Genomic DNA, 22,865 nt, shown 5'->3' with positions numbered 1-22,865 from the left:
CCTCCCTCTATATTAACCGCGAAGTTCGTAAACTTCAGGTTGTTGTGCTTGGTGCGGATGTTCTGCGCCAGCATATACGTGTAATTTTTTGAATGTTTGACGGCCAAGAGAATTCTTTGGAAGCATGCCTTTAACAGCAAGCTCGATCATTTTCTCAGCATAGTTTGTACGCATTTCAAGAGCAGTTCTAGTTTTTAAACCACCTGGGTGCATTGTGTGACGGTAGTAGATCTTGTCAGTTAATTTCTTCCCAGTTAATTCAACTTTAGATGCGTTAAGAATGATAACATGATCACCAGTGTCAACATGTGGTGTAAAAGTTGGTTTATTTTTACCGCGTAAGATTGCTGCTACTTCAGAAGCAAGACGACCAAGAGTTTTGCCTTCAGCATCAATCACGTACCATTTACGCTCGATATTGTTGGCGTTAGCCATAAACGTTGTACGCATGAATTTCCCTCCTAAATTAAATCCATTAAAGATTATTTTTCGCACCATCATAAGTCGTTATCGTTTGTTCTGTTCCGGGAATAAACGGTAACGTCATTGTGCGTCTATTGTTAACTTCATATATTTTCAATCACGATGAAGACTTTCCGGGGCTTAATCGTGGGATTAAAAACACAACCATATAATATAATAAATTCTTTGAAGCTAAAAGTCAAGAAAATGTTACACTAGGTTCAGTTGTTATACGAGGAAATTTTTAATAATATACTTCCCATAAATACAAGCCTTGTCCAGGAACAGTTTTCCCCGCATAACTGCGGTCTTTTTTTTCAAGAATCTCCACTATTTCTGTCGGCGTCCGTTTTCCTGAACCAACCTCTAGTAAAGTTCCTACTAGTATTCGAACCATATTATATAAAAATCCATTCCCGACAAAACGGAAGCAAATTTGTTCACTTTCCTGCAAAATCTCTATAGCCTCAATGGTTCTAACCTTATCTGTCACCTCAGTTTTTGCTGAACAAAAACTAGAAAAGTCATGTGTACCTAGTAAATACTCGGCAGCTTCATTCATGGCCTCGAGATCTAAACGAAACGGGTAATGCAAGGCAAAATCCCGTTGAAATGGGTCTCTTTTCGGTGATTGATAAAGAAAATAACGATATTCTTTGCCACACGCATCGAATCGAGCATGAAAGGAAGGATCTGCTTTTTCAACAGATCGTATCGATATATCCCCGGGCAGCATGGAATTTAAGGCTATCTCCCACTTTTCCGTAGTAAGGGCTAACGGCGAATCAAAATGAATAACCTGACCTTTTGCATGTACCCCGGCATCCGTTCTTCCAGAAGCAATAATTTTTACATTCGTTCCCTTATGGATTTTTGCTAAAATGGCTTCTATTTGGCTTTGAACGGTACGTTTATTGGGCTGGACCTGATATCCATTGAATCCAGATCCATCATAGGAAATAATACATTTGTAGCGAATCATGTTTTAGCTCCATCATGAACGTAATAGGATTAAGAATGTAGTTAAAATCGCCAAAATCAACAATTGTAGAGTATCAGCAAGTTTCCAACTTAATAGACGGTATTTTGTTCTACCTTCACCACCGCGGTATCCTCTTGCTTCCATCGCTATCGCAAGCTCCTCAGCTCGTTTAAACGAACTGACAAATAACGGGATTAGCAATGGGATAACTGCCTTAATTCTTTCCTTTACAGGGCCGCTAGAAAATTCTACTCCCCGTGCAATTTGTGCTTTCATAATTTTATCGGTTTCTTGCATAAGTGTCGGAATAAATCGTAAAGAAATCGACATCATTAAAGCCATTTCATGGACAGGGAAACGGACCTTTTTCAAGGGGTGTAGAAGTGTTTCCAACCCATCGGTTATTTCGATTGGTGTCGTTGTTAATGTAAGCAGACTAGTCATTAATATTAAGAAAAAGAATCTCATTGAAATGAAGATACCCTGTCTGACCCCTTCTTCATAGATCTTTATCGGGCCAATCTCATAGAGTATACTCCCCTCTTTGGTAAAGAAAACCTGTAGTACCAACGTAAATAATACTAACCAAAGAACAGGCTTTAATCCTGCATATAAAAAACGGAAGGGAATTTTAGATAACCCAAGCATTAAAAAAGTATAAGTGCCAATAAGAGCATAAGTGAAAAAATTGTTTGCTAAAAAGATAATACAAACAAACAAGAAAATAATAATAAGCTTTGACCTAGGATCCATTCGGTGGATTAAACTATCTGAAGGAACATATCTCCCAATAATCATTTTTTCCATCATACTGGCGCACCCCTTAACAGTTCTGCAACGGCAGTAGATAATTCCTCAATTGAAAGATAGGTTTTCCCTAGATTAATCCCTAATTTATCTTCTAGATTCCGTTGAAAACGAACCACTTCTGGCACATCGAGGCCCATATCCACAAGGTCAGCCACAGTAGAAAAGATTTCAACTGGTGTGCCTTGTTTTACAACGCGTCCTTCTTGCATGATAACAATTTGGTCCGCATACCTTGCAGCATCTTCCATGCTATGAGTGACCAGTATGGTAGACAAATTTCTTTCTTTGTGGAGAGTATAGAACATGTCCATAATTTCTTTACGGCCGCGAGGATCTAACCCAGCTGTTGGTTCATCTAAAACAAGACAATCAGGCTCCATTGCCAGAACACCTGCAATCGCAACACGACGCATTTGCCCTCCTGACAAATCAAATGGAGACTTTTCTAGTATCTCTTCCGATAGACCAACTTGTCGTAAAGCAAGACGTGCTCTTTTTTTTGCCTCGTCTTCTGAAACCCCAAAATTCATTGGTCCGAAAATGATATCCTTTTCAACTGTTTCTTCGAATAGCTGGTGTTCAGGGAACTGAAAAACAATCCCGACTCTCTGCCTAATCTCTCGTAGATTCTTATTTTTTTGCTTCGCTTTAACCTGATGATGACCAATGACAACCATTCCCTCTGTCGGCATTAACAAGGCATTTAAATGCTGCAAAACTGTTGATTTACCCGAACCAGTATGGCCGATTAGCGCCATGTAAGTACCAGTCGGAATGTCAATAGACACATCTTTAATCGCCAAACGTTCAAAAGGGGTATTTGCTTGATACCGATACTCTATATTTTGGAGCGAAATGTCCATAGCTCATTCACCAACTCTTCTTCTGATAAATAGTGCTTTGATAAAGCTACCCCTTTTTGACGGAATGCATTACTCATTTTTATAGAAAAAGGGATATCAAGCCCTAAATGTATCAATTCTTCGTCTAATGAGAAAATATCTTCCGGATTACCCTCGCGGTGTACTTTACCTTTATTCATAACGATTATCCTATCCGCCTTGGCTGCTTCTTCCAAATCATGAGTAATCGAGATGACAGTGAGGGTCTTCTCTTCCTTTAATTCTCTTACTGTTTCTAATACTTCCCCTCGGCCTTTCGGATCGAGCATTGAGGTTGCCTCATCTAGAATAATGATTGTCGGCCTTAATGCAAGCACACCCGCAATCGCAACTCGCTGCTTTTGTCCCCCAGAAAGATGGTGCGGCTCTTGATTAAGAAAAAGATCCATTTTAACTTTTTTTAGAGAATCTCCGACCCTAAAGATCATTTCATCCCTTGGGACTCCATGGTTTTCTAACCCAAAAGCCACATCATCCTGCACAGTCGTACCTACAAACTGATTATCAGGGTTTTGAAAAACCATTCCTAATTTCTTTCTTATCTCCCAAATAGACTCCTCATTCAAGCGATTACCACAGACCGTTATTTCCCCTTGCTGTGGAAATTGCAGTCCATTTAACAGCTTAGCCATCGTTGATTTACCTGAACCATTATGACCCACTATTGCTAACCATTCACCTTCATAGATATCTAAGCTAACATTATCAAGAGCGTAGTCACTTTGGTTCTCATAATGAAAAGACACATTTTTTAAGGAAACAACAGATTTTCTCATTAAAAACTTCTCCTCTCAACTCACCTAATACTCATTTCTCTGCTAAGCTCGGGAATACAAAAAAAGCCTGCACCTCACCCCAAGGCAGCAAACGAGTTTTTCTGCCACGTAAACGGGATTTCTAAAATAGAAATAGGAGGAGGTGCATGAGCTAGACGAGACGTAATTTTCAATCCACGCAACATTCGCTGCGGTCATCTAAAAGGAAGAAGATATCCATTATGAAAATGGTAAAAGAAACCAACTATTCCATTTAGAGAATCTCCATATTATTGGAGTCACGCTCATCATAACACTCTTTTTGGCTTGGTTCGTAATTTATAAAGTTTATTATACAGAAAAAGGGCTCAAGAACAAGTTTGTAACGTAAACTGTCCAGCGCCCTTGTTGTCTGTTTTCAGGTATTAAACTAACTCGATGATTACCATTGGTGCACCATCGCCGCGGCGTGGTCCAAGTTTCATAATACGAGTGTATCCACCTTGGCGCTCTTGATAACGTGGAGCGATGTCAGCGAATAGTTTTTGTAGTGCATCTGTACCTGTTTCAGCATCAGCAACTTCATTACGAACGTAAGAAGCAGCTTGACGGCGAGCATGTAAGTCACCACGTTTACCTAAAGTGATCATTTTCTCAACAGTACCGCGAATTTCCTTTGCGCGAGTTTCTGTTGTTTCAATGCGCTCGTTGATGATTAAGTCTGTAGTTAAATCACGTAGCATAGCTTTACGCTGTGCGCTTGTGCGTCCTAACTTTCTGTATGCCATGAAGGGTTCCCTCCTTTGTTGAAGTCATTAAACGGATTAGTTATAAAGATAGGATTGAACTAATCAGTCATCCTTACGTAAGCCTAATCCAAGCTCTTCTAGTTTCGCCTTCACTTCTTCAAGTGATTTACGGCCTAAGTTTCGTACTTTCATCATATCTTCTTCAGTTTTATTTGCTAATTCCTGAACAGTATTGATTCCAGCACGCTTCAAGCAGTTATATGAACGAACGGATAAATCCAGTTCTTCGATCGTCATTTCTAGGACCTTTTCTTTCTGATCCTCTTCTTTTTCGATCATAATCTCAGCATTTTGTGCTTCATCAGTTAACCCAACGAAGATATTTAAATGCTCGGTAAGAATTTTTGAACCAAGAGCAATTGCTTCTTTTGGCCCTGTGCTACCATCTGTCCAAACATCAAGCGTTAACTTATCATAGTTTGTCATTTGACCAACACGAGTATTTTCTATTTGATAGGACACACGAGAAACTGGAGTGAAAATAGAATCAATTGGAATCACACCAATTGGTTGATCTTCACGTTTATTTTGCTCAGCAGGCGTATAACCACGACCACGCTTTGCCGTTAATCGCATGCGAAGATGACCGCTTGAAGCTAATGTAGCAATATGAAGATCTGGATTTAAGATTTCAACATCACTATCATGAGTAATATTTCCTGCCTTAACAGGTCCTTCACCCTGAACATCAATTTCAAGAGTTTTTTCTTCATCAGAATAGATTTTTAAAGCTAATTTTTTAATGTTTAAAATGATGGAGGTTACATCCTCTACGACGCCTTCTATTGTTGAGAACTCATGAAGTACCCCATCGACCTGTATCGATGTAACAGCGGCACCAGGAAGTGAAGATAATAGGATACGACGTAAGGAGTTACCCAAAGTGGTACCATATCCACGCTCAAGTGGCTCTACGACGAACTTCCCGTACTTGGCATCATCGTTGATCTCAACCGTTTCGATTTTTGGTTTTTCTATTTCGATCATCAAATAACCCTCCTTCAAAACGTCGAAACCTCGACTAGAAATGTTCTAATCGAAATTCCCCCATGTATACGTTCCCGTTTTGTGCACAACAACTGGAATAAATCTTCTGTAAGAACGGAAAAATTAGTATCATATCCCATTATAGACGGACGATACAAATTCTATACAGAAAAATTAAACACGACGGCGTTTTGGTGGACGGCATCCGTTATGAGGTACTGGAGTAACGTCTTTAATAGCTGTTACTTCAAGACCTGCAGCCTGTAAAGCACGAATAGCAGCCTCACGACCAGCACCAGGACCTTTAACTGTAACTTCTAGAGTCTTCATGCCATTTTCAATAGATGTTTTAGCTGCAGTTTCAGCAGCCATTTGTGCTGCGAATGGAGTAGATTTACGAGAACCTTTAAATCCAAGCGCACCAGCACTAGACCAAGAAATTGCATTACCATGTACGTCAGTAATTGTTACGATTGTATTGTTAAATGTTGAACGAATATGCGCGATACCTTGTTCAATATTCTTTTTAACACGACGTTTACGTGTATTAGTTTTACGTGCCATTTAAATAACCTCCTTTGCCGATTACTTCTTCTTGTTCGCAACAGTCTTACGAGGACCTTTGCGTGTACGAGCGTTGTTTTTCGTGTTTTGTCCACGAACCGGTAAACCACGACGATGACGTAATCCGCGGTAGCAACCAATCTCCATTAAACGCTTAATGTTAAGAGAAATTTCACGGCGAAGGTCACCTTCAACTTTTAATTTGTCGATGATATCACGGATTTTATTTAGTTCGTCTTCAGTTAAATCACGCACTCGAGTATCTTCAGAAACACCAGCATCTGCTAATACTTTTTGTGCAGTATTTTTACCAATACCATAAATGTAAGTTAAAGAGATAACTACACGCTTTTCACGTGGAATATCTACACCAGCAATACGTGCCATAAATGAGCGCACCTCCTTCAAGATTAACCTTGTTTTTGTTTATGTTTAGGGTTTTCACAGATAACCATGACTTTACCGCGTCTACGGATAACTTTGCACTTTTCGCAGATCGGTTTAACAGATGGTCTTACTTTCATTATCCTAACCTCCTTAGTAATACGGAGTGCAAGCAACTATTTAAAGCGGTAAGTAATTCTTCCGCGTGTTAAGTCATATGGAGAAAGCTCGACAGTAACTTTGTCACCCGGAAGGATGCGAATGAAATGCATTCGGATTTTACCAGAAACATGAGCTAGCACGGTATGACCATTTTCTAATTCTACCTTAAACATTGCGTTTGGCAAAGTTTCTATTACTTTACCTTCAATTTCAATTACATCATCCTTGGCCATTAATTCGTCTCCCTTCTCATTTCAAATAATAGATTCGAAAATGTAAAGCAAATTCTTTTCTTTCGTACAAAACATTAGCAACCTTATAATAGTAACATAATGTTCGTGTTCTGTCCGCAAGTAAATTCTACATAATCAGGAATGATTAATTCCACATGTAAGTCTTGCCTAACTCTCGGTCCTACATACTCAGTACAATAGAAAAGCCATTTACATCCACATACTTTGAAGCTTATTGAAGAGATGTTCGAGAGCCGATTGTATCTTTAAACTAATGGCCATTAACGCAAGTCTCCAAGCAAACGATCAATATCAGCGAAAACTAATTTAATGTCTTGCTGACCATCAATTGTACGTAGGTAACCTTTTGTTTCATAGAAAGTAAGCAATGGTTCTTGTTGTTTGATATTGACGTCTAACCGATTTTGAACGGTTTCAGCATTATCATCAGCACGTTGGTAAAGCTCTCCGCCACACTTGTCGCAAGTTCCCTCTTTTGCAGGAGGATTAAATACTAAATGATACGTTGAACCACAATCTTTACAGATACGACGACCTGTCAAACGATCCATTAAAATACTTTTATCAACATTAATATTGATTACATAATCAATCTTTTTATCTAAATCAAATAATAAGCTTTCCAATGCTTCTGCTTGAGGTACCGTTCTAGGAAAGCCATCAAGTAAAAAGCCCTTTTTACAGTCATCTTTACTTAAACGTTCACGAACAATGCCGATTGTAACTTCATCAGGAACAAGTTCGCCTTTGTCCATGTAAGACTTAGCTTCTAACCCTAGTTCTGTTCCTTCTTTCATCGCTGCACGGAACATATCTCCAGTGGAGATATGAGGGATGCCGTATTGTTCGACGATTTGTTCGGCCTGAGTACCTTTTCCAGCACCCGGTAGCCCCATTAATACTAAATTCACACGTGTTCCCCCTCGTGCTATTTATCGGTTTTGAGGGAACATTGCCCCCAAAACCATATTATTTAATAAAACCTTTATAATGACGTTTAACTAGCTGTGCTTCAAGCTGTTTCATCGTATCAAGTGCAACACCCACTACGATCAAAAGGCTTGTTCCCCCAATTTGAGCTGATTGCGGCAGGTTCGCTACTGCAATAAAGATAATAGGAAGAACCGCAATAACAGTTAAGAAAAGGGCACCCACAAAGGTTAAACGATACAATACTCGTGTTAAGTATTCCTGTGTGCTCCTACCTGGTCTAATACCAGGGATATATCCACTTTGCTTTTGTAAATTTTCTGCTGCTTGTTCTGGATTTACCTGAATGAAAGCATAGAAATACGTAAAAGCAATAATCAATGCAGCATAAAGCGTCATCCCAATTGGATGGGAATAATCAAATACTCTTATGATCCATAGCGTTACATCATTTGTTGGAAAAAACGATGCAACGGTTCTAGGGGTTACAATAAAAGAAACTGCAAAAATTACAGGGATAACTCCAGCAGCATTTACTTTTAACGGCATGTGAGTGGATTGTTGGCCACCCGCATTACGACCGTTAATAGATTTTTGTTTTGCATACTGAATAGGAATTTTTCTTGTTGCTTGTTGGATGAAAATAGTACCAACTACAATCGCAATAACTGCTAGGAGAATTAATAGTACCGTAACGATACGAAGGAATAATTGCTCACCAGCATTTTCAAACTGCTGTACATAGATCTGATTAACTGTGTTAGGGATACTCGCTACGATACCTGCAAAAATGATGATGGAAATACCATTCCCAACACCTTTTTCAGTTATTTGCTCACCTAACCACATCAGAAAGGCAGTACCAGCTGTTAAAACAACTGCAATTAACAAATAAGTACCAATTCCAGGATTTCTAATCAATTGTCCACTTGCCATAGTATTGAAGCCGTAAGACATACCGATAGCTTGAATAAAGCCAAGTACAATTGTGAAATACCGTGTAAACTGTGCTAACTTCCGACGTCCAGCATCCCCCTGCTTTGACCATTCCGTAAATTTCGGAACAACATCCATTTGTAAAAGCTGAATGATAATGGAAGCAGTGATGTAAGGCATAATACCCATAGCAAGGATGGAGAAGTTTTGCAACGCTCCACCACCAAAGGTATTTAAAATACCAAATACACTTAATTTATCTTGCGCAGCCAAAATTTCAGCATTTACATTCGGAACAGGAATAAAACTGCCGAGTCGAAATACGATTAACATTAAAAGCGTAAAAATAATTTTTCTTCTAATTTCAGCAACGCGCATAAAATTGGAGATTGTCCGGAACATTAGATCACCTCAGTAGTTCCACCTACAGCTTCAATTGCTTCTTTGGCAGTAGAGGAGAATTTATGAGCTTTAACCGTTAGTTTTTTCTCTACGTTCCCTTTTGCAAGAATTTTAATTCCCGCTTTTTCGTTCTTCACAAAACCAGTTTCAATTAGAAGTTCTGGAGTAACTTCTGTACCCTCTTCAAACTGGTTAAGAACGTCAAGGTTAACAATTGCATATTCTTTGCGATTGATATTTGTAAAACCACGTTTTGGTAAACGACGGAATAAAGGTGTTTGACCACCCTCGAATCCAAGACGGACACCACCGCCAGAACGAGCATTTTGACCTTTATGACCTTTACCGGCAGTTTTTCCTTGACCAGAACCGATACCGCGTCCTAAACGTTTACGTTCTTTACGAGAACCCTCAGCAGGCTTTAATTCATGAAGTTTCATATTGGCACCTCCTTATGAAAGAAAACAATCAATTATTGTTCTTTAACTGTTACAAGGTGAGCAACTTTAGTGATCATACCACGGATAGCGGCATTATCTTGGTGCTCAACTGTTTGATTTAATTTACGTAAACCTAGAGCAGTAACTGTCGCGCGTTGGTCACCAGGGCGACCAATAACGCTCTTGTTGAGGGTAATTAATAGTTTGTTTGCCATTTGATTTCCCTCCTTATCCTAACAGTTCTTCTACTGACTTACCACGTAACTTTGCTACGTCTTCAGCACGTTTTAATTGTTTTAAACCATCAATCGTTGCACGTACCATATTAATTGGAGTGTTGGTTCCTAAAGACTTAGAAAGAATATCTTGTACCCCGCCTAACTCAAGAACAGCACGGACTGGACCACCAGCAATAACTCCTGTACCTTCAGAAGCAGGCTTTAAAAGAACTTCACCAGCACCAAATCGTCCAATTACTTGGTGAGGAACAGTAGTTCCAACCATTGGTACTTCAACTAAGTTCTTCTTCGCATCTTCGATTGCTTTACGAATCGCGTCTGGTACTTCTTGAGCCTTACCAGTACCGAAACCTACATGACCGTTTTTATCACCAACTACTACTAGAGCAGAGAAGCGAAAACGACGGCCACCTTTAACAACTTTCGCTACACGGTTTACCGTTACAACGCGTTCTTCTAGTTCAAGTTTGTTTGGATCAATACGACGTATCATTATATGTGTCCCTCCTTTATCTATTAAAATTGCAAGCCGTTCGCACGGGCTGCATCAGCTAATGCTTGAACACGTCCATGGTAAAGGTATCCTCCACGGTCAAATACAACTGCAGTGATACCTTTTTCTACCGCACGTTTAGCGACTAATTCTCCGACCAACTTAGCTGCTTCAACATTGCTTGTAGATTCAAGATTTAGATCTTTTTCCATAGTAGAAGCACTTGCTAAAGTAGTTCCACTCATATCATCAATTAATTGAGCATATAGATGCTTGTTAGAACGAAAAATATTAAGACGTGGGCGAGCTGCAGTACCACTAAGCTTTGCACGAACTCGAGCATGTCTCTTCTTTCGACTAGCATTTTTATCAAGCTTCGTAATCATTTACGTCACTCCTTTCGGTTACCTAAGCGGCATTACTTACCAGTTTTACCTTCTTTACGACGAACAACTTCACCTTCGTAACGAATTCCTTTGCCTTTATACGGCTCTGGAGGACGTACTTGACGAATGTTAGCAGCTAATTCACCAACACGTTCTTTGTCAGTACCTTTAATGGTGATTTTTGTATTAGCAGGAACTTCGATTTCAAGGCCAGTTTCTGGTTCGAACTCAATTGGATGAGAGTATCCAACGTTTAATACAAGCTTGTTACCTTGCTTTTGTGCACGATAACCAACACCAATTAATTCTAATCTTCTTTCGAAGCCTTTGGAAACACCTTCGACCATGTTCGCAAGTACCGCGCGTGTTGTACCGTGTAAAGCGCGGTGTTCCTTCGCATCAGATGGACGAGTAACCGTTGCAACGTTCTCTTCAATAGTAATTCCAATTTCCGGATCAAAAGATCGAGTTAATTCGCCTTTTGGTCCTTTAACAGTAACGGTACTATTGTTTAAAGTAACCGTAACTCCTGCTGGGATTTCAATAGGTAGTTTTCCTATACGAGACATTTAGTGCACCTCCATTCATTCAAAAACTCGATTACCAAACGTAAGCTAATACTTCTCCGCCAACTTGTTTAGCACGAGCTTCTTTATCTGTTATAACACCATTTGAAGTTGATACTAATGCGATACCTAGACCGTTAAGGACACGTGGCACCTCAGTAGATTTTGCATAAACACGTAGTCCAGGTTTGCTTATACGCTTAAGACCCGTGATAACACGTTCATTATTAGAACCGTACTTTAAGAAGATACGGATAATACCTTGTTTGTTGTCTTCAATAAATTCAACATCACGAACGAAGCCTTCACGCTTTAAGATTTCAGCGATTTCTTTCTTGATATTAGAAGCAGGCACTTCTAACTTTTCGTGACGCACCATATTCGCATTACGAATGCGAGTAAGCATATCAGCAATCGGATCTGTCATGACCATTATTTTTACCTCCTTCCCAGACTTGGGGTTTACCAGCTAGCTTTTTTGACACCAGGAATTTGTCCTTTGTATGCTAATTCACGGAAACAAATACGGCAAAGCTTAAATTTACGGTATACAGAGTGTGGACGGCCGCAACGTTCACAGCGAGTGTACTCTTGAACCGCGAACTTAGGCGTGCGCTTTTGTTTCGCTATCATTGACTTTTTAGCCACGTTTTCGCCTCCCTTATTTAGCGATTACTTTTGGAATGGCATTCCAAATTGTGTTAACAGTTCGCGTGCTTCTTCATCAGTGTTAGCAGTAGTTACGATAACGATATCCATACCACGAACCTTCGTTACTTTATCGTAATCAATTTCAGGGAAGATTAATTGTTCTTTTACACCCAGAGTATAGTTACCGCGACCATCGAATGATTTTTTAGAAACACCACGGAAGTCACGAACACGAGGTAAAGAAACGGAAACTAATTTATCCAAGAATTCGTACATGCGCTCACCGCGAAGTGTAACTTTTGCACCGATTGGCATACCTTCACGAAGACGGAAACCAGCGATTGACTTCTTCGCACGAGTTACAACAGGTTTTTGACCAGTAATGGTAGCTAGTTCTTCAACAGCATTATCTAATGATTTTGCGTTTGCAACTGCGTCACCAACACCCATGTTAATAACGATCTTATCAAGTTGTGGTACTTGCATTACAGATTTATAGTTGAACTTGCTCATTAGAGCAGGAGTAACTTCTTTAACAAATTTTTCTTTTAGGCGGTTCATACATAGTACCTCCCTTCTTATTTAAACTATTTATTTATCTAGTACTTCACCGGATTTGGCCACGCGTACTTTTTTGCCATCAACAGTTGTATAACCAACACGAGTTGGGTTACCTGACTTAGGGTCGATAGGCATAACGTTTGATACATGAATTGGTGCCTCAAAGCTCAAAATTCCGCCTTGTGGATTCACTTGAGAAGGTTTAGCGTGTTTCTTCACGATGTTTACACCTTCTACTAGTACACGGCTATCTTTAGGATAGGCAGCTAGGATTACTCCTGTTTTGCCTTTATCCTTACCGGAGATAACTCTTACTTTGTCACCCTTTTTAACATGCATTCGTAAGCACCTCCTTAAAGGCATTTGAATTTAAATTATAGTACTTCTGGAGCCAAGGAAACGATTTTCATAAAGTTGCTATCGCGAAGTTCACGAGCAACTGGTCCGAAGATACGAGTTCCACGTGGGCTCTTATCATCCTTGATAATTACACATGCGTTTTCATCGAAACGGATGTATGTTCCATCAGGTCGACGTGCACCACTTTTCGTACGAACGATAACAGCTTTAACAACGTCACCTTTTTTAACAACGCCACCAGGTGTTGCTTGTTTCACTGTACAAACAATAACATCGCCAATACCAGCAGTTTTACGGCCAGAACCACCAAGAACTTTAATGGTAAGTACCTCACGAGCACCAGAGTTATCAGCAACTTTTAAACGTGATTCTTGTTGAATCATGTGTGTAACCTCCCTTCGGAATGATACTTAATCCGAACAATTAAATAATAACTGCTTTTTCTGTAACTTCAACTAAACGGAAACGTTTTGTAGCTGAAAGCGGGCGAGTTTCCATGATACGCACGATATCGCCAATCTTAGCTTCGTTTTGCTCATCATGAGCCTTAAACTTTTTAGAGTATTTAACGCGTTTACCATAAAGAGGATGCTTTTTGTGTGTTTCGACTAAAACAGTTATTGTTTTATCCATTTTGTCAGAAACGACGCGCCCAGTGTAAACTTTGCGTTGATTACGTTCACTCATTATGTGAACCTCCTCTCAATGATTACTTATTAACGCTGATTTCTCTCTCACGAATCACAGTTTTCATGCGAGCGATCCCTTTGCGTACTTCACGAATGCGAGCCGTATTTTCTAGTTGACCTGTCGCTAATTGAAAGCGAAGGTTGAAAAGCTCTTCTTTTAAAGATTTAACTTTTTGTTCAATTTCGGCAGTGGTAAGGTCTTTAATTTCATTAGCTCTCATTTGATTCACCACCAATTTCTTCACGTTTTACAAACTTACATTTAATAGGAAGTTTGTGCATTGCAAGACGAAGTGCTTCACGTGCTACCTCTTCAGAAACACCGGCAATTTCAAACATTACTTTCCCAGGTTTAACAACAGCCACCCATCCTTCAGGCGCACCTTTACCAGAACCCATCCGCACCTCAAGAGGTTTTGCAGTGTAAGGCTTATGTGGGAAGATTTTAATCCAAACTTTACCGCCACGTTTCATGTAACGAGTCATCGCAATACGGGCAGCTTCGATTTGGCGATTCGTGATCCAAGAAGCTTCTGTTGCTTGTAAGCCGAATTCACCAAATGTTACTTCAGTGCCACCTTTTGCGATACCACGCATTTTTCCACGGTGTTGACGGCGATATTTAACGCGTTTTGGCAATAACATATTATTTGCCTCCTTCCGCAGGTTTCTTCTTAGTAGGAAGGACTTCTCCCTTATAGATCCATACTTTTACGCCAAGCTTACCAAATGTAGTATCAGCTTCAGCATGAGCATAGTCGATATCAGCACGAAGAGTATGAAGTGGTACAGTTCCTTCGCTATAGTGTTCTGAACGAGCAATATCTGCACCGCCAAGACGACCTGATACCATTGTTTTAATACCTTTTGCACCTGCACGCATAGCACGTTGAATTACTTGCTTTTGTGCACGACGGAAAGATACTCGATTTTCTAATTGACGAGCAACATTTTCAGCAACTAATTTCGCATCAAGATCAGCTCTTTTAATTTCAAGGATGTTGATGTGAACACGTTTGCCAGTTAATTGATTTAAAGCTTTACGAAGTGCTTCGACTTCAGTACCGCCTTTACCGATAACCATACCTGGCTTAGCTGTATGAACTGTTACATTCACACGGTTAGCCGCACGTTCGATTTCAACTTTGGATACAGAAGCATCCTTCAAACGCTTCGTGATATACTCACGAATTTTAAGGTCTTCATGCAAAAGATCAGCGAAGTCTTTACCTGCGTACCACTTAGATTCCCAATCTTTGATGATTCCGATACGCAAACCGACTGGATTTACTTTTTGACCCACAGATTATCCCTCCTTCTTTTCTGATAGAACGATTGTGATGTGGCTAGTGCGCTTGTTGATTTGGCTGGCACGGCCCATTGCACGAGGACGGAAACGTTTCAACGTTGGTCCCTCATCTACAAAAGCTTGAGTTACTACCAAGCTATTTACGTCCATTTCATAATTATGCTCGGCATTTGCCATAGCAGATTTCAATACTTTTTCTACGATTGGAGAAGCAAACTTTGGAGTGTGATTTAAAATCGCCACCGCTTCACCAACTTGCTTTCCTCGAATTAGATCTACGACTAGACGTGCTTTACGAGGAGCAATACGAACTGTTCTTGCAACAGCTTTAGCTTGCATTTGGATGCCCTCCTCTCTTAACGTCTGGTTTTCTTATCATCATTACCGTGACCTTTGTAAGCACGTGTTGGAGCAAATTCTCCAAGTTTGTGTCCTACCATGTCTTCAGTAACATATACTGGCACATGTTTGCGACCATCATACACAGCGATAGTGTGGCCGATAAATTGTGGGAAGATCGTAGAACGACGAGACCAAGTTTTAACAACTTGTTTACTTTCAGTTTCATTCAACTTTTCGATCTTAACTATTAAATGATCATCAACAAATGGTCCTTTTTTAAGGCTGCGACCCATGGATGAACCTCCCTCTGTGACTGTTCTACGGCTCTATCAGTGAACCGTAGTTCAATCCCGTTATTTTTTACGACGACGTACAATAAACTTGTCTGATTTATTCGTTTTCTTACGTGTTTTGAATCCAAGAGTTGGTTTGCCCCATGGAGACATTGGTGATTTACGTCCGATTGGTGAACGACCTTCACCACCACCGTGTGGGTGATCATTAGGGTTCATTACAGATCCACGTACTGTTGGGCGTTTGCCTAACCAGCGTGAACGACCCGCTTTACCAATTTTGATTAGTTCGTGTTGTTCGTTACCTACTTGACCGACCGTTGCACGGCATTCAGCAAGAATCATGCGAACTTCACCAGAATTTAAACGTACAAGTACGTATTTTCCTTCTTTACCAAGAACCTGTGCAGAAGTACCAGCAGAACGGACTAATTGTCCACCCTTACCAGGTTTTAACTCAATGTTGTGTACCACAGTACCTACTGGGATATTTACAAGTGGTAATGCGTTACCTACTTTGATATCAGCCTCTGGTCCTGACATTACTTCTAAACCTACTACTAGGTTTTTAGGAGCTAGGATATAACGCTTTTCACCATCTACATAATTGATTAGTGCAATATTTGCGGAACGGTTTGGATCGTACTCGATAGTGGCAACGCGTCCTGGTATGCCATCTTTGTTACGTTTGAAATCGATGATACGGTATGAACGCTTGTGGCCGCCACCTTGATGACGAACAGTTAACTTACCTTGGTTATTACGGCCGCCTTTTCTCTTTATTGGAGCCATTAGAGATTTTTCTGGTGTGCTAGTTGTGATTTCTGCGAAATCAGAAGTAGTCATACCGCGACGACCATTGGAGGTAGGTTTGTACTTTTTAATCGCCATGTTTATTCCCTCCTTTTCTTAATTGATTTTATGCTTCAAAGAATTCGATTTCTTTGCTATCAGCAGTTAATTTTACAATTGCTTTACGACGTTTATTTGTGTAACCACCGAATTTGCCCATGCGCTTAAATTTACCTTTATAGTTCATGATGTTAACTTTATCAACTTCAACGCCAAAGATTTCAACAATCGCATCTTTAACTTGAGTTTTATTAGCTCTTACATCAACTTCAAACGTATATTTCTTTTCAGCCATTAGGTCAGTAGACCGTTCAGTGATAACGGGGCGCTTAATGATATCGCGTGCATCCATTATGCAAGCACCTCCTCTACTTTTTCAACTGCAGCTTTCGTCATGATTAATTTATCATGATTTACTACATCCAAAACATTAATTCCGTCAGCTGTTACAACAGTTACACCAGGAATATTACGAGCAGAAAGTGCTACATTTTCATCAAGGTCAGCAGTAACAATAAGTGCCTTCTTCTCAACAGAAAGACCACCTAATACTGATTTAAAATCTTTTGTTTTTGGAGCATCGAAAGCTAGGCTTTCTAAAACTAAGATGTTTTCTTCCAGCACTTTAGATGAAAGTGCAGATTTTATCGCTAAGCGACGTACCTTTTTCGGTAATTTGTAGCTGTAGCTGCGTGGTGTTGGACCAAATACAATACCACCTCCGCGCCATTGTGGAGAACGGATAGACCCTTGACGAGCACGACCAGTTCCTTTTTGACGCCATGGTTTACGTCCACCACCGCGAACTTCAGAACGAACTTTAACTTTATGAGTTCCTTGTCGTAAAGAAGCTCTTTGCATTACAATTGCTTCAAATAATACGTGTTGGTTAGGCTCGATACCAAATACTGAATCGTTAAGTTCAATTTCTCCAACTTGTGACCCATTTTGGTTAAACAATGAAACTTTCGTCATTCTTTTGCTCCTCCTTTCTTTTGAAGATATTACGCTTTAACCGCACTTTTGATTTTTAATAATGCTTTTCTAGGTCCTGGAACATTACCTTTGATTAAAAGCAAGTTACGTTCAACATCAACTTTTACGATTTCGAGATTTTGAACTGTTACTTGTTCTCCACCCATACGTCCAGGTAATAATTTACCTTTGAATACGCGGTTTGGAGCAACAGGTCCCATAGAACCAGGACGACGGTGATAACGTGAACCGTGGGCCATTGGGCCGCGTGATTGTCCGTGACGTTTGATAACGCCTTGGAAACCTTTACCCTTTGAGATTCCTGTTACATCAACAACATCGCCAGCTGCGAAAATATCAACTTTGACTTCTTGACCAACTTCATATCCTGTAACGTCAACTCCGCTGAATTCGCGAATGAAGCGCTTAGGAGTAGTGTTTGCCTTAGCAACATGTCCCTTTTCTGGTTTGTTAGCTAACTTATCACGCTTATCTTCAAAACCAATTTGAACAGCTTCATAACCGTCGCTTTCAACTGATTTCTTTTGAAGTACCACGTTTTGAGCAGCTTCAACTACAGTAACTGGGATTAAGTTGCCGTTTTCTGCAAATACTTGAGTCATACCAATCTTTCTTCCTAAGATTCCTTTGGTCATTTAAGTCACACCTCCTAGATAATTTGTTTATTTATTATTTCTAAAGTTTAATTTCAATATCAACACCGGATGGTAAATCTAAACGCATCAACGCATCAACTGTTTGTGGAGTCGGGTTAACGATATCGATTAGACGCTTATGAGTCCGTTGTTCGAACTGCTCACGAGAATCTTTGTACTTATGCACCGCACGAAGAACTGTGTAGATTGACTTCTCAGTTGGAAGTGGGATCGGACCTGAAACAGTTGCACCTGAACGCTTTGCTGTTTCTACAATCTTTTCTGCAGATTGATCAAGAATTCTGTGATCATAAGCTTTTAAACGTATACGAATCTTTTGTTTTGCCATTATTTTCCCTCCTTTATTCGCCTATTTTCAAAATAGACATTCTCAGTGAAAATTTCCCACACACTCGCCATGGCAAAGCGGCCGGGTGTGTCAGCAACCTTTCACATCATCGCAGTCAAAGACCAACATTGTCTATTATACATAAAACATTAGGCAAACGCAACATTTTTTAATATTTTCTTTTAAATGATTCTTTCCTTAAACTTTGATTCTTCTTGAAACAATAGTTAATCAGAAAAGAACTTTCTGTTTACGTTTAGCACACTTTTATTATTATAGCGACCTGAATATACATTTTCAATAGAAAATATCATTCTCCAAAAATAACCTATAATAACGCTTTATAATTTGAATATTACCTGTGTTCTTTATATATAGAAGAAACTAGTTTTTTGCATAAAAAAAGCAGATGGATCGTCACCCATCTGCCTTGTATTTATAAATTACTCAGTGATTGTAGTGATTGAACCTGAACCTACAGTACGACCGCCTTCACGGATTGAGAACTTAGTTCCTTCTTCGATAGCAACTGGAGCGATAAGCTCAACAGTCATTTCGATGTGGTCACCAGGCATAACCATTTCTACGCCTTCTGGAAGATTACAAATACCAGTAATATCAGAAGTACGGAAATAGAATTGTGGACGGTAGTTAGTGAAGAATGGAGTGTGACGTCCACCTTCTTCTTTTGATAAAACGTAAACTTGTGCTTTGAACTTTGTGTGTGGAGTGATTGATTTTGGCTTAGCCAAAACTTGTCCACGCTCGATTTCTTCACGTGCTACACCACGAAGAAGTGCACCGATATTGTCTCCAGCTTCAGCAAAGTCAAGAAGCTTACGGAACATTTCTACACCTGTTACAGTTGTGGATTTTGGCTCTTCAGTGAAACCTACGATTTCAACAACGTCGCCCACTTTAACTACTCCACGCTCTACACGACCAGTAGCAACAGTTCCACGACCAGTGATTGAGAATACATCCTCAACTGGCATCATGAAAGGCTTGTCAGTATCACGAGTTGGTGTTGGAATCCACTCATCAACAGCAGTCATAAGTTCATGGATCTTTTCTTCCCAAGCAGCTTCGCCTTCTAATGCTTTAAGAGCTGAACCTTTGATAACTGGAGTGTCATCACCAGGGAAGTCATATTCTGATAATAGATCACGAATTTCCATTTCTACTAATTCAAGAAGTTCTTCGTCATCAACCATATCACACTTGTTCATGAATACAACAAGGTAAGGTACGCCTACTTGACGAGAAAGAAGGATGTGTTCACGAGTTTGTGGCATTGGACCATCAGTTGAAGAAACAACTAGGATACCGCCGTCCATTTGCGCAGCACCAGTGATCATGTTTTTAACATAGTCAGCGTGTCCTGGGCAGTCAACGTGTGCATAGTGACGTGCAGCAGTTTCATACTCAACGTGTGAAGTAGAAATTGTGATTCCACGTTCTTTTTCTTCTGGTGCACCGTCGATTTGATCGTAGCCGCGAGCTTCTGCACCACCAGTTTTAGCAAGTACAGAAGTGATTGCAGCTGTTAGAGTTGTTTTACCGTGGTCAACGTGACCAATTGTACCAATATTTACGTGTGGCTTTGAACGGTCGAATTTAGCTTTACCCATTAGGAAAATCCTCCTTTAATATAAAAAAATTAAGTATATTTTATGGAAACTGTATATTGGTTGACCCAAATTTACAGTTTCCACGGTTATATAAGTAGTTATACTTTATTAAAAGGTGAAAATCAATTATTCACCTTTATTTTTTTTGATAATTTCTTCAGAAACTGATTTTGGTACTTCTTCATAGTGATCAAAGTGCATAGAGAATACTCCACGACCTTGTGTGCTTGAACGAAGTGATGTTGCATATCCGAACATTTCTGAAAGTGGAACTTGAGCACGAACTACTTGTGCGTTACCACGTGCTTCCATGCCCTCTACACGACCACGGCGCGCAGTGATTTGACCCATAATGTCTCCTAGATACTCTTCTGGGATTACTACTTCAACCCTCATCATAGGCTCAAGGATAACAGGCTTACACTTTGAAGCAGCATTTTTAAGTGCCATTGAAGCAGCAATCTTAAACGCCATTTCAGAGGAGTCAACATCATGGTAAGATCCGTCAAATAATCTTGCTTTAATATCAACTAATGGATATCCAGCAAGAACACCACGATTTAGAGCATCTTCAAGTCCAGCTTGAACTGGAGCGATGTATTCACGAGGAACAACACCACCGACAATACCGTTTATAAATTCAAATCCTTTTCCTTCTTCGTTAGGTGAGAATTCGATCCAAACGTGACCGTATTGTCCACGACCACCAGATTGACGCGCGAATTTACCTTCAACTTGTGCGGAAGCACGGAAAGTTTCACGATAAGCAACCTGTGGTGCACCAACATTAGCCTCTACTTTAAACTCACGACGCATACGGTCTACTAGAATATCAAGGTGAAGTTCACCCATACCAGCGATGATAACTTGTCCAGTTTCCACGTCAGTGTGCGCGCGGAAAGTTGGATCTTCTTCTTGAAGTTTTTGTAGTGCAGTTGTCATTTTGTCTTGATCAGCTTTTGATTTTGGTTCAACAGAAAGCTGAATTACCGGTTCAGGGAAATTCATTGACTCTAAGATAACGAGATTTTTCTCATCACAAAGTGTATCACCTGTTGTTGTATCTTTTAGTCCTACCGCAGCAGCAATGTCACCTGCAAAAACCTTAGAGATTTCTTGACGACTGTTTGCGTGCATTTGTAGAATACGTCCGATGCGTTCACGCTTTCCTTTAGTAGAGTTCTGAACATAAGATCCAGAATCTAAAGTACCAGAGTAAACACGGAAGAACGTTAATTTTCCAACATAAGGATCAGTCATTACTTTAAATGCAAGAGCAGAGAATGGCTCTTCGTCATCTGAATGACGTTCAACCAATTCATCTGGGTCATCTACTGCATGACCCTTGATTGCTGGTACATCTGTCGGAGCCGGAAGATAGTCAATTGCTGCATCAAGCATCTTTTGAACACCTTTATTTTTGAAAGCAGTACCACACATTACTGGGTAAAATTCAACACTTAAAGTACCTTTACGAATCGCTGCTTTAAGTTCTTCTTTGGTGATTTCTTCTCCACCGAGGTACTTTTCCAATAAATCCTCATCGAAATCTGAAACTGCTTCAATTAACTTTTCACGGTATTCTTCGGCTTGTGCCTTATATTCTTCTGGAATTTCTACTTCTTCCATGTCTGTGCCAAGATCATTATTGTACATTGTAGCATTCATTTCAACTAAATCAATGATGCCTCTGAACTGATCTTCAGCACCGATTGGCAATTGAATTGCTGCTGCATTTGCTTGTAATCGATCATGAAGTGTACCAATAGAATATAAGAAGTCCGCACCGATTTTATCCATTTTATTCACAAAAACAATACGCGGCACGCCATATGTTGTTGCTTGACGCCATACTGTTTCTGTTTGTGGCTCAACGCCAGATTGTGCATCAAGTACAGTAACTGCACCATCAAGTACACGTAAAGAACGTTCAACTTCAACTGTGAAGTCTACGTGACCAGGTGTATCAATGATGTTGACGCGGTGACCTTTCCATGATGCAGTTGTTGCTGCAGATGTAATTGTAATTCCGCGTTCTTGTTCTTGCTCCATCCAGTCCATCTGCGCTCCACCTTCGTGTGTTTCGCCGATTTTGTGGATTTTACCAGTATAGTAAAGGATACGCTCAGTTGTTGTCGTTTTACCAGCATCAATATGTGCCATAATACCGATATTACGCGTTTTTTCTAAGGAGAACTCTCTTGCCATTGGGTCTTTCTCCTTCCTAGTATGAAAGTTATTATGATTAAGGTAATTCTACCAACGATAGTGAGCAAACGCTTTGTTTGCTTCAGCCATTTTGTGTGTATCTTCACGCTTTTTAACAGATGCTCCAGTGTTGTTAGCAGCATCCATGATTTCGTTAGCTAAACGTTCTTCCATCGTTTTCTCACCGCGAAGACGTGAATAGTTTACTAACCAACGAAGACCAAGAGTTGTGCGGCGATCAGGACGCACCTCGATTGGCACTTGGTAGTTTGCTCCACCTACACGGCGTGCTTTTACCTCAAGTACCGGCATAATGTTTTTCATTGCTGCTTCAAACACTTCCATCGGCTCTTTACCAGAGCGCTCACGGATTGTTTCAAATGCAGAATAAAGAATTTCTTGTGACTTACCTCTTTTGCCGTCAACCATCATTTTATTGATTAGACGAGTAACTAACTTAGAATTGTAAAGTGGATCTGGTAACACGTCTCTTTTTGCTACAGGACCTTTACGTGGCATTGAATTT

At 40.0% G+C, this 22,865-nt stretch carries 37 protein-coding genes; all 37 read right to left on the bottom strand.

The window, feature by feature from the left end; genetic code table 11:
- Positions 1-12: 12 nt before the first annotated feature.
- Positions 13-450 (bottom strand): 50S ribosomal protein L13, encoded by a 438-nt coding sequence (rplM, locus tag BLR86_RS23620; RefSeq protein ID WP_090767691.1) that lies wholly within the window; start codon positions 448-450, stop codon positions 13-15.
- A gap of 256 nt (positions 451-706) precedes the next feature.
- Positions 707-1,444, bottom strand: coding sequence for a tRNA pseudouridine(38-40) synthase TruA (gene truA, locus BLR86_RS23615; RefSeq protein WP_090767688.1), 738 nt, complete (start codon positions 1,442-1,444; stop codon positions 707-709).
- A 12-nt stretch (positions 1,445-1,456) separates the two neighbouring features.
- Positions 1,457-2,254, bottom strand: a complete 798-nt coding sequence (locus tag BLR86_RS23610; protein ID WP_090767685.1) for an energy-coupling factor transporter transmembrane component T family protein — start codon at positions 2,252-2,254, stop codon at positions 1,457-1,459.
- Positions 2,251-3,117 (bottom strand): energy-coupling factor ABC transporter ATP-binding protein, encoded by an 867-nt coding sequence (locus BLR86_RS23605; protein WP_090767682.1) that lies wholly within the window; start codon positions 3,115-3,117, stop codon positions 2,251-2,253. The genes BLR86_RS23610 and BLR86_RS23605 overlap by 4 nt, the downstream gene beginning before the upstream one ends.
- Positions 3,093-3,932, bottom strand: coding sequence for an energy-coupling factor ABC transporter ATP-binding protein (locus BLR86_RS23600; protein ID WP_090767679.1), 840 nt, complete (start codon positions 3,930-3,932; stop codon positions 3,093-3,095). Before BLR86_RS23600 ends, BLR86_RS23605 begins: the two co-directional genes overlap by 25 nt.
- Before the next feature lie 404 nt (positions 3,933-4,336).
- Positions 4,337-4,699: a 50S ribosomal protein L17 gene (gene rplQ / locus BLR86_RS23595; RefSeq protein ID WP_090767676.1), complete on the bottom strand. Its 363-nt coding sequence runs from the start codon at positions 4,697-4,699 to the stop codon at positions 4,337-4,339.
- Between the two features lie 63 nt (positions 4,700-4,762).
- Complete coding sequence (locus BLR86_RS23590; RefSeq protein WP_045516506.1) at positions 4,763-5,707, bottom strand: DNA-directed RNA polymerase subunit alpha; 945 nt, start codon at positions 5,705-5,707, stop codon at positions 4,763-4,765.
- Positions 5,708-5,881: 174 nt separating this feature from the next.
- Positions 5,882-6,271, bottom strand: coding sequence for a 30S ribosomal protein S11 (gene rpsK, locus BLR86_RS23585; RefSeq protein ID WP_090767673.1), 390 nt, complete (start codon positions 6,269-6,271; stop codon positions 5,882-5,884).
- 21 nt (positions 6,272-6,292) lie between these two features.
- Positions 6,293-6,658 carry a 30S ribosomal protein S13 gene (gene rpsM, locus BLR86_RS23580; RefSeq protein WP_090767670.1) on the bottom strand — a complete coding sequence of 122 codons (366 nt, stop codon included), beginning with the start codon at positions 6,656-6,658 and terminating at the stop codon, positions 6,293-6,295.
- 23 nt (positions 6,659-6,681) lie between these two features.
- Complete coding sequence (rpmJ, locus tag BLR86_RS23575) at positions 6,682-6,795, bottom strand: 50S ribosomal protein L36 (protein ID WP_000868344.1); 114 nt, start codon at positions 6,793-6,795, stop codon at positions 6,682-6,684.
- 36 nt (positions 6,796-6,831) lie between these two features.
- A complete protein-coding gene (gene infA / locus BLR86_RS23570) occupies positions 6,832-7,050 on the bottom strand; it encodes a translation initiation factor IF-1 (RefSeq protein ID WP_007085268.1) in 219 nt (72 codons plus the stop codon).
- A 281-nt stretch (positions 7,051-7,331) separates the two neighbouring features.
- The gene (locus BLR86_RS23565) at positions 7,332-7,982 is read right to left on the bottom strand and encodes an adenylate kinase (protein ID WP_090767667.1); all 651 of its coding nucleotides are present in this window, start codon (positions 7,980-7,982) and stop codon (positions 7,332-7,334) included.
- Between the two features lie 58 nt (positions 7,983-8,040).
- Positions 8,041-9,339 carry a preprotein translocase subunit SecY gene (secY, locus tag BLR86_RS23560; protein ID WP_090767665.1) on the bottom strand — a complete coding sequence of 433 codons (1,299 nt, stop codon included), beginning with the start codon at positions 9,337-9,339 and terminating at the stop codon, positions 8,041-8,043.
- Positions 9,339-9,779, bottom strand: coding sequence for a 50S ribosomal protein L15 (gene rplO / locus BLR86_RS23555; RefSeq protein ID WP_090767662.1), 441 nt, complete (start codon positions 9,777-9,779; stop codon positions 9,339-9,341). The genes secY and rplO overlap by 1 nt, the downstream gene beginning before the upstream one ends.
- A gap of 32 nt (positions 9,780-9,811) precedes the next feature.
- The gene (rpmD, locus tag BLR86_RS23550; protein ID WP_090767659.1) at positions 9,812-9,994 is read right to left on the bottom strand and encodes a 50S ribosomal protein L30; all 183 of its coding nucleotides are present in this window, start codon (positions 9,992-9,994) and stop codon (positions 9,812-9,814) included.
- 13 nt (positions 9,995-10,007) lie between these two features.
- Positions 10,008-10,508, bottom strand: coding sequence for a 30S ribosomal protein S5 (gene rpsE / locus BLR86_RS23545; RefSeq protein ID WP_090767717.1), 501 nt, complete (start codon positions 10,506-10,508; stop codon positions 10,008-10,010).
- 26 nt (positions 10,509-10,534) lie between these two features.
- Positions 10,535-10,897 carry a 50S ribosomal protein L18 gene (gene rplR / locus BLR86_RS23540; RefSeq protein WP_090767656.1) on the bottom strand — a complete coding sequence of 121 codons (363 nt, stop codon included), beginning with the start codon at positions 10,895-10,897 and terminating at the stop codon, positions 10,535-10,537.
- A 32-nt stretch (positions 10,898-10,929) separates the two neighbouring features.
- A complete protein-coding gene (gene rplF / locus BLR86_RS23535) occupies positions 10,930-11,466 on the bottom strand; it encodes a 50S ribosomal protein L6 (RefSeq protein ID WP_090767653.1) in 537 nt (178 codons plus the stop codon).
- A gap of 31 nt (positions 11,467-11,497) precedes the next feature.
- A complete protein-coding gene (gene rpsH / locus BLR86_RS23530; protein ID WP_034676109.1) occupies positions 11,498-11,896 on the bottom strand; it encodes a 30S ribosomal protein S8 in 399 nt (132 codons plus the stop codon).
- A 29-nt stretch (positions 11,897-11,925) separates the two neighbouring features.
- The gene (gene rpsN, locus BLR86_RS23525; RefSeq protein ID WP_090767650.1) at positions 11,926-12,111 is read right to left on the bottom strand and encodes a 30S ribosomal protein S14; all 186 of its coding nucleotides are present in this window, start codon (positions 12,109-12,111) and stop codon (positions 11,926-11,928) included.
- A gap of 24 nt (positions 12,112-12,135) precedes the next feature.
- Positions 12,136-12,675 (bottom strand): 50S ribosomal protein L5, encoded by a 540-nt coding sequence (gene rplE / locus BLR86_RS23520; RefSeq protein WP_090767647.1) that lies wholly within the window; start codon positions 12,673-12,675, stop codon positions 12,136-12,138.
- Between the two features lie 30 nt (positions 12,676-12,705).
- A complete protein-coding gene (gene rplX, locus BLR86_RS23515; protein ID WP_090767644.1) occupies positions 12,706-13,014 on the bottom strand; it encodes a 50S ribosomal protein L24 in 309 nt (102 codons plus the stop codon).
- 35 nt (positions 13,015-13,049) lie between these two features.
- Positions 13,050-13,418, bottom strand: a complete 369-nt coding sequence (gene rplN, locus BLR86_RS23510) for a 50S ribosomal protein L14 (protein WP_090767641.1) — start codon at positions 13,416-13,418, stop codon at positions 13,050-13,052.
- A gap of 40 nt (positions 13,419-13,458) precedes the next feature.
- A complete protein-coding gene (gene rpsQ, locus BLR86_RS23505) occupies positions 13,459-13,722 on the bottom strand; it encodes a 30S ribosomal protein S17 (RefSeq protein WP_090767638.1) in 264 nt (87 codons plus the stop codon).
- Positions 13,723-13,744: 22 nt separating this feature from the next.
- Positions 13,745-13,945, bottom strand: coding sequence for a 50S ribosomal protein L29 (gene rpmC, locus BLR86_RS23500; RefSeq protein ID WP_090767636.1), 201 nt, complete (start codon positions 13,943-13,945; stop codon positions 13,745-13,747).
- Positions 13,935-14,369, bottom strand: a complete 435-nt coding sequence (gene rplP, locus BLR86_RS23495) for a 50S ribosomal protein L16 (protein ID WP_090767633.1) — start codon at positions 14,367-14,369, stop codon at positions 13,935-13,937. The genes rpmC and rplP overlap by 11 nt, the downstream gene beginning before the upstream one ends.
- Position 14,370: 1 nt before the next feature.
- Entirely contained in the window at positions 14,371-15,027 is a 657-nt protein-coding gene (gene rpsC, locus BLR86_RS23490; RefSeq protein ID WP_090767629.1) for a 30S ribosomal protein S3, read from the bottom strand.
- Between the two features lie 3 nt (positions 15,028-15,030).
- On the bottom strand, positions 15,031-15,372 hold the full coding sequence (gene rplV, locus BLR86_RS23485; protein ID WP_090767626.1) for a 50S ribosomal protein L22: 342 nt from the start codon (positions 15,370-15,372) through the stop codon (positions 15,031-15,033).
- 17 nt (positions 15,373-15,389) lie between these two features.
- The gene (gene rpsS, locus BLR86_RS23480) at positions 15,390-15,668 is read right to left on the bottom strand and encodes a 30S ribosomal protein S19 (RefSeq protein WP_090767623.1); all 279 of its coding nucleotides are present in this window, start codon (positions 15,666-15,668) and stop codon (positions 15,390-15,392) included.
- A gap of 60 nt (positions 15,669-15,728) precedes the next feature.
- On the bottom strand, positions 15,729-16,559 hold the full coding sequence (gene rplB / locus BLR86_RS23475; protein ID WP_090767620.1) for a 50S ribosomal protein L2: 831 nt from the start codon (positions 16,557-16,559) through the stop codon (positions 15,729-15,731).
- A 28-nt stretch (positions 16,560-16,587) separates the two neighbouring features.
- Positions 16,588-16,875, bottom strand: a complete 288-nt coding sequence (gene rplW, locus BLR86_RS23470; RefSeq protein WP_175493034.1) for a 50S ribosomal protein L23 — start codon at positions 16,873-16,875, stop codon at positions 16,588-16,590.
- Complete coding sequence (gene rplD, locus BLR86_RS23465) at positions 16,872-17,495, bottom strand: 50S ribosomal protein L4 (RefSeq protein ID WP_090767615.1); 624 nt, start codon at positions 17,493-17,495, stop codon at positions 16,872-16,874. Before rplD ends, rplW begins: the two co-directional genes overlap by 4 nt.
- A gap of 29 nt (positions 17,496-17,524) precedes the next feature.
- Positions 17,525-18,151: a 50S ribosomal protein L3 gene (gene rplC, locus BLR86_RS23460; protein ID WP_090767612.1), complete on the bottom strand. Its 627-nt coding sequence runs from the start codon at positions 18,149-18,151 to the stop codon at positions 17,525-17,527.
- 40 nt (positions 18,152-18,191) lie between these two features.
- Entirely contained in the window at positions 18,192-18,500 is a 309-nt protein-coding gene (rpsJ, locus tag BLR86_RS23455) for a 30S ribosomal protein S10 (RefSeq protein ID WP_090767608.1), read from the bottom strand.
- Positions 18,501-18,943: 443 nt separating this feature from the next.
- Entirely contained in the window at positions 18,944-20,131 is a 1,188-nt protein-coding gene (gene tuf / locus BLR86_RS23450; RefSeq protein WP_090767605.1) for an elongation factor Tu, read from the bottom strand.
- Between the two features lie 126 nt (positions 20,132-20,257).
- Complete coding sequence (fusA, locus tag BLR86_RS23445) at positions 20,258-22,339, bottom strand: elongation factor G (RefSeq protein ID WP_090767602.1); 2,082 nt, start codon at positions 22,337-22,339, stop codon at positions 20,258-20,260.
- A gap of 48 nt (positions 22,340-22,387) precedes the next feature.
- Positions 22,388-22,858, bottom strand: coding sequence for a 30S ribosomal protein S7 (rpsG, locus tag BLR86_RS23440; protein WP_090767599.1), 471 nt, complete (start codon positions 22,856-22,858; stop codon positions 22,388-22,390).
- Positions 22,859-22,865 lie beyond the last annotated feature (7 nt).

The sequence above is a fragment of the Bacillus sp. OK048 genome, from assembly GCF_900103525.1.
In the GTDB taxonomy this organism is placed as follows: domain Bacteria; phylum Bacillota; class Bacilli; order Bacillales; family Cytobacillaceae; genus Neobacillus.
Note: the sequence above shows the minus strand (reverse complement) of the source record. Positions and strands in the feature narration are given on the sequence as shown.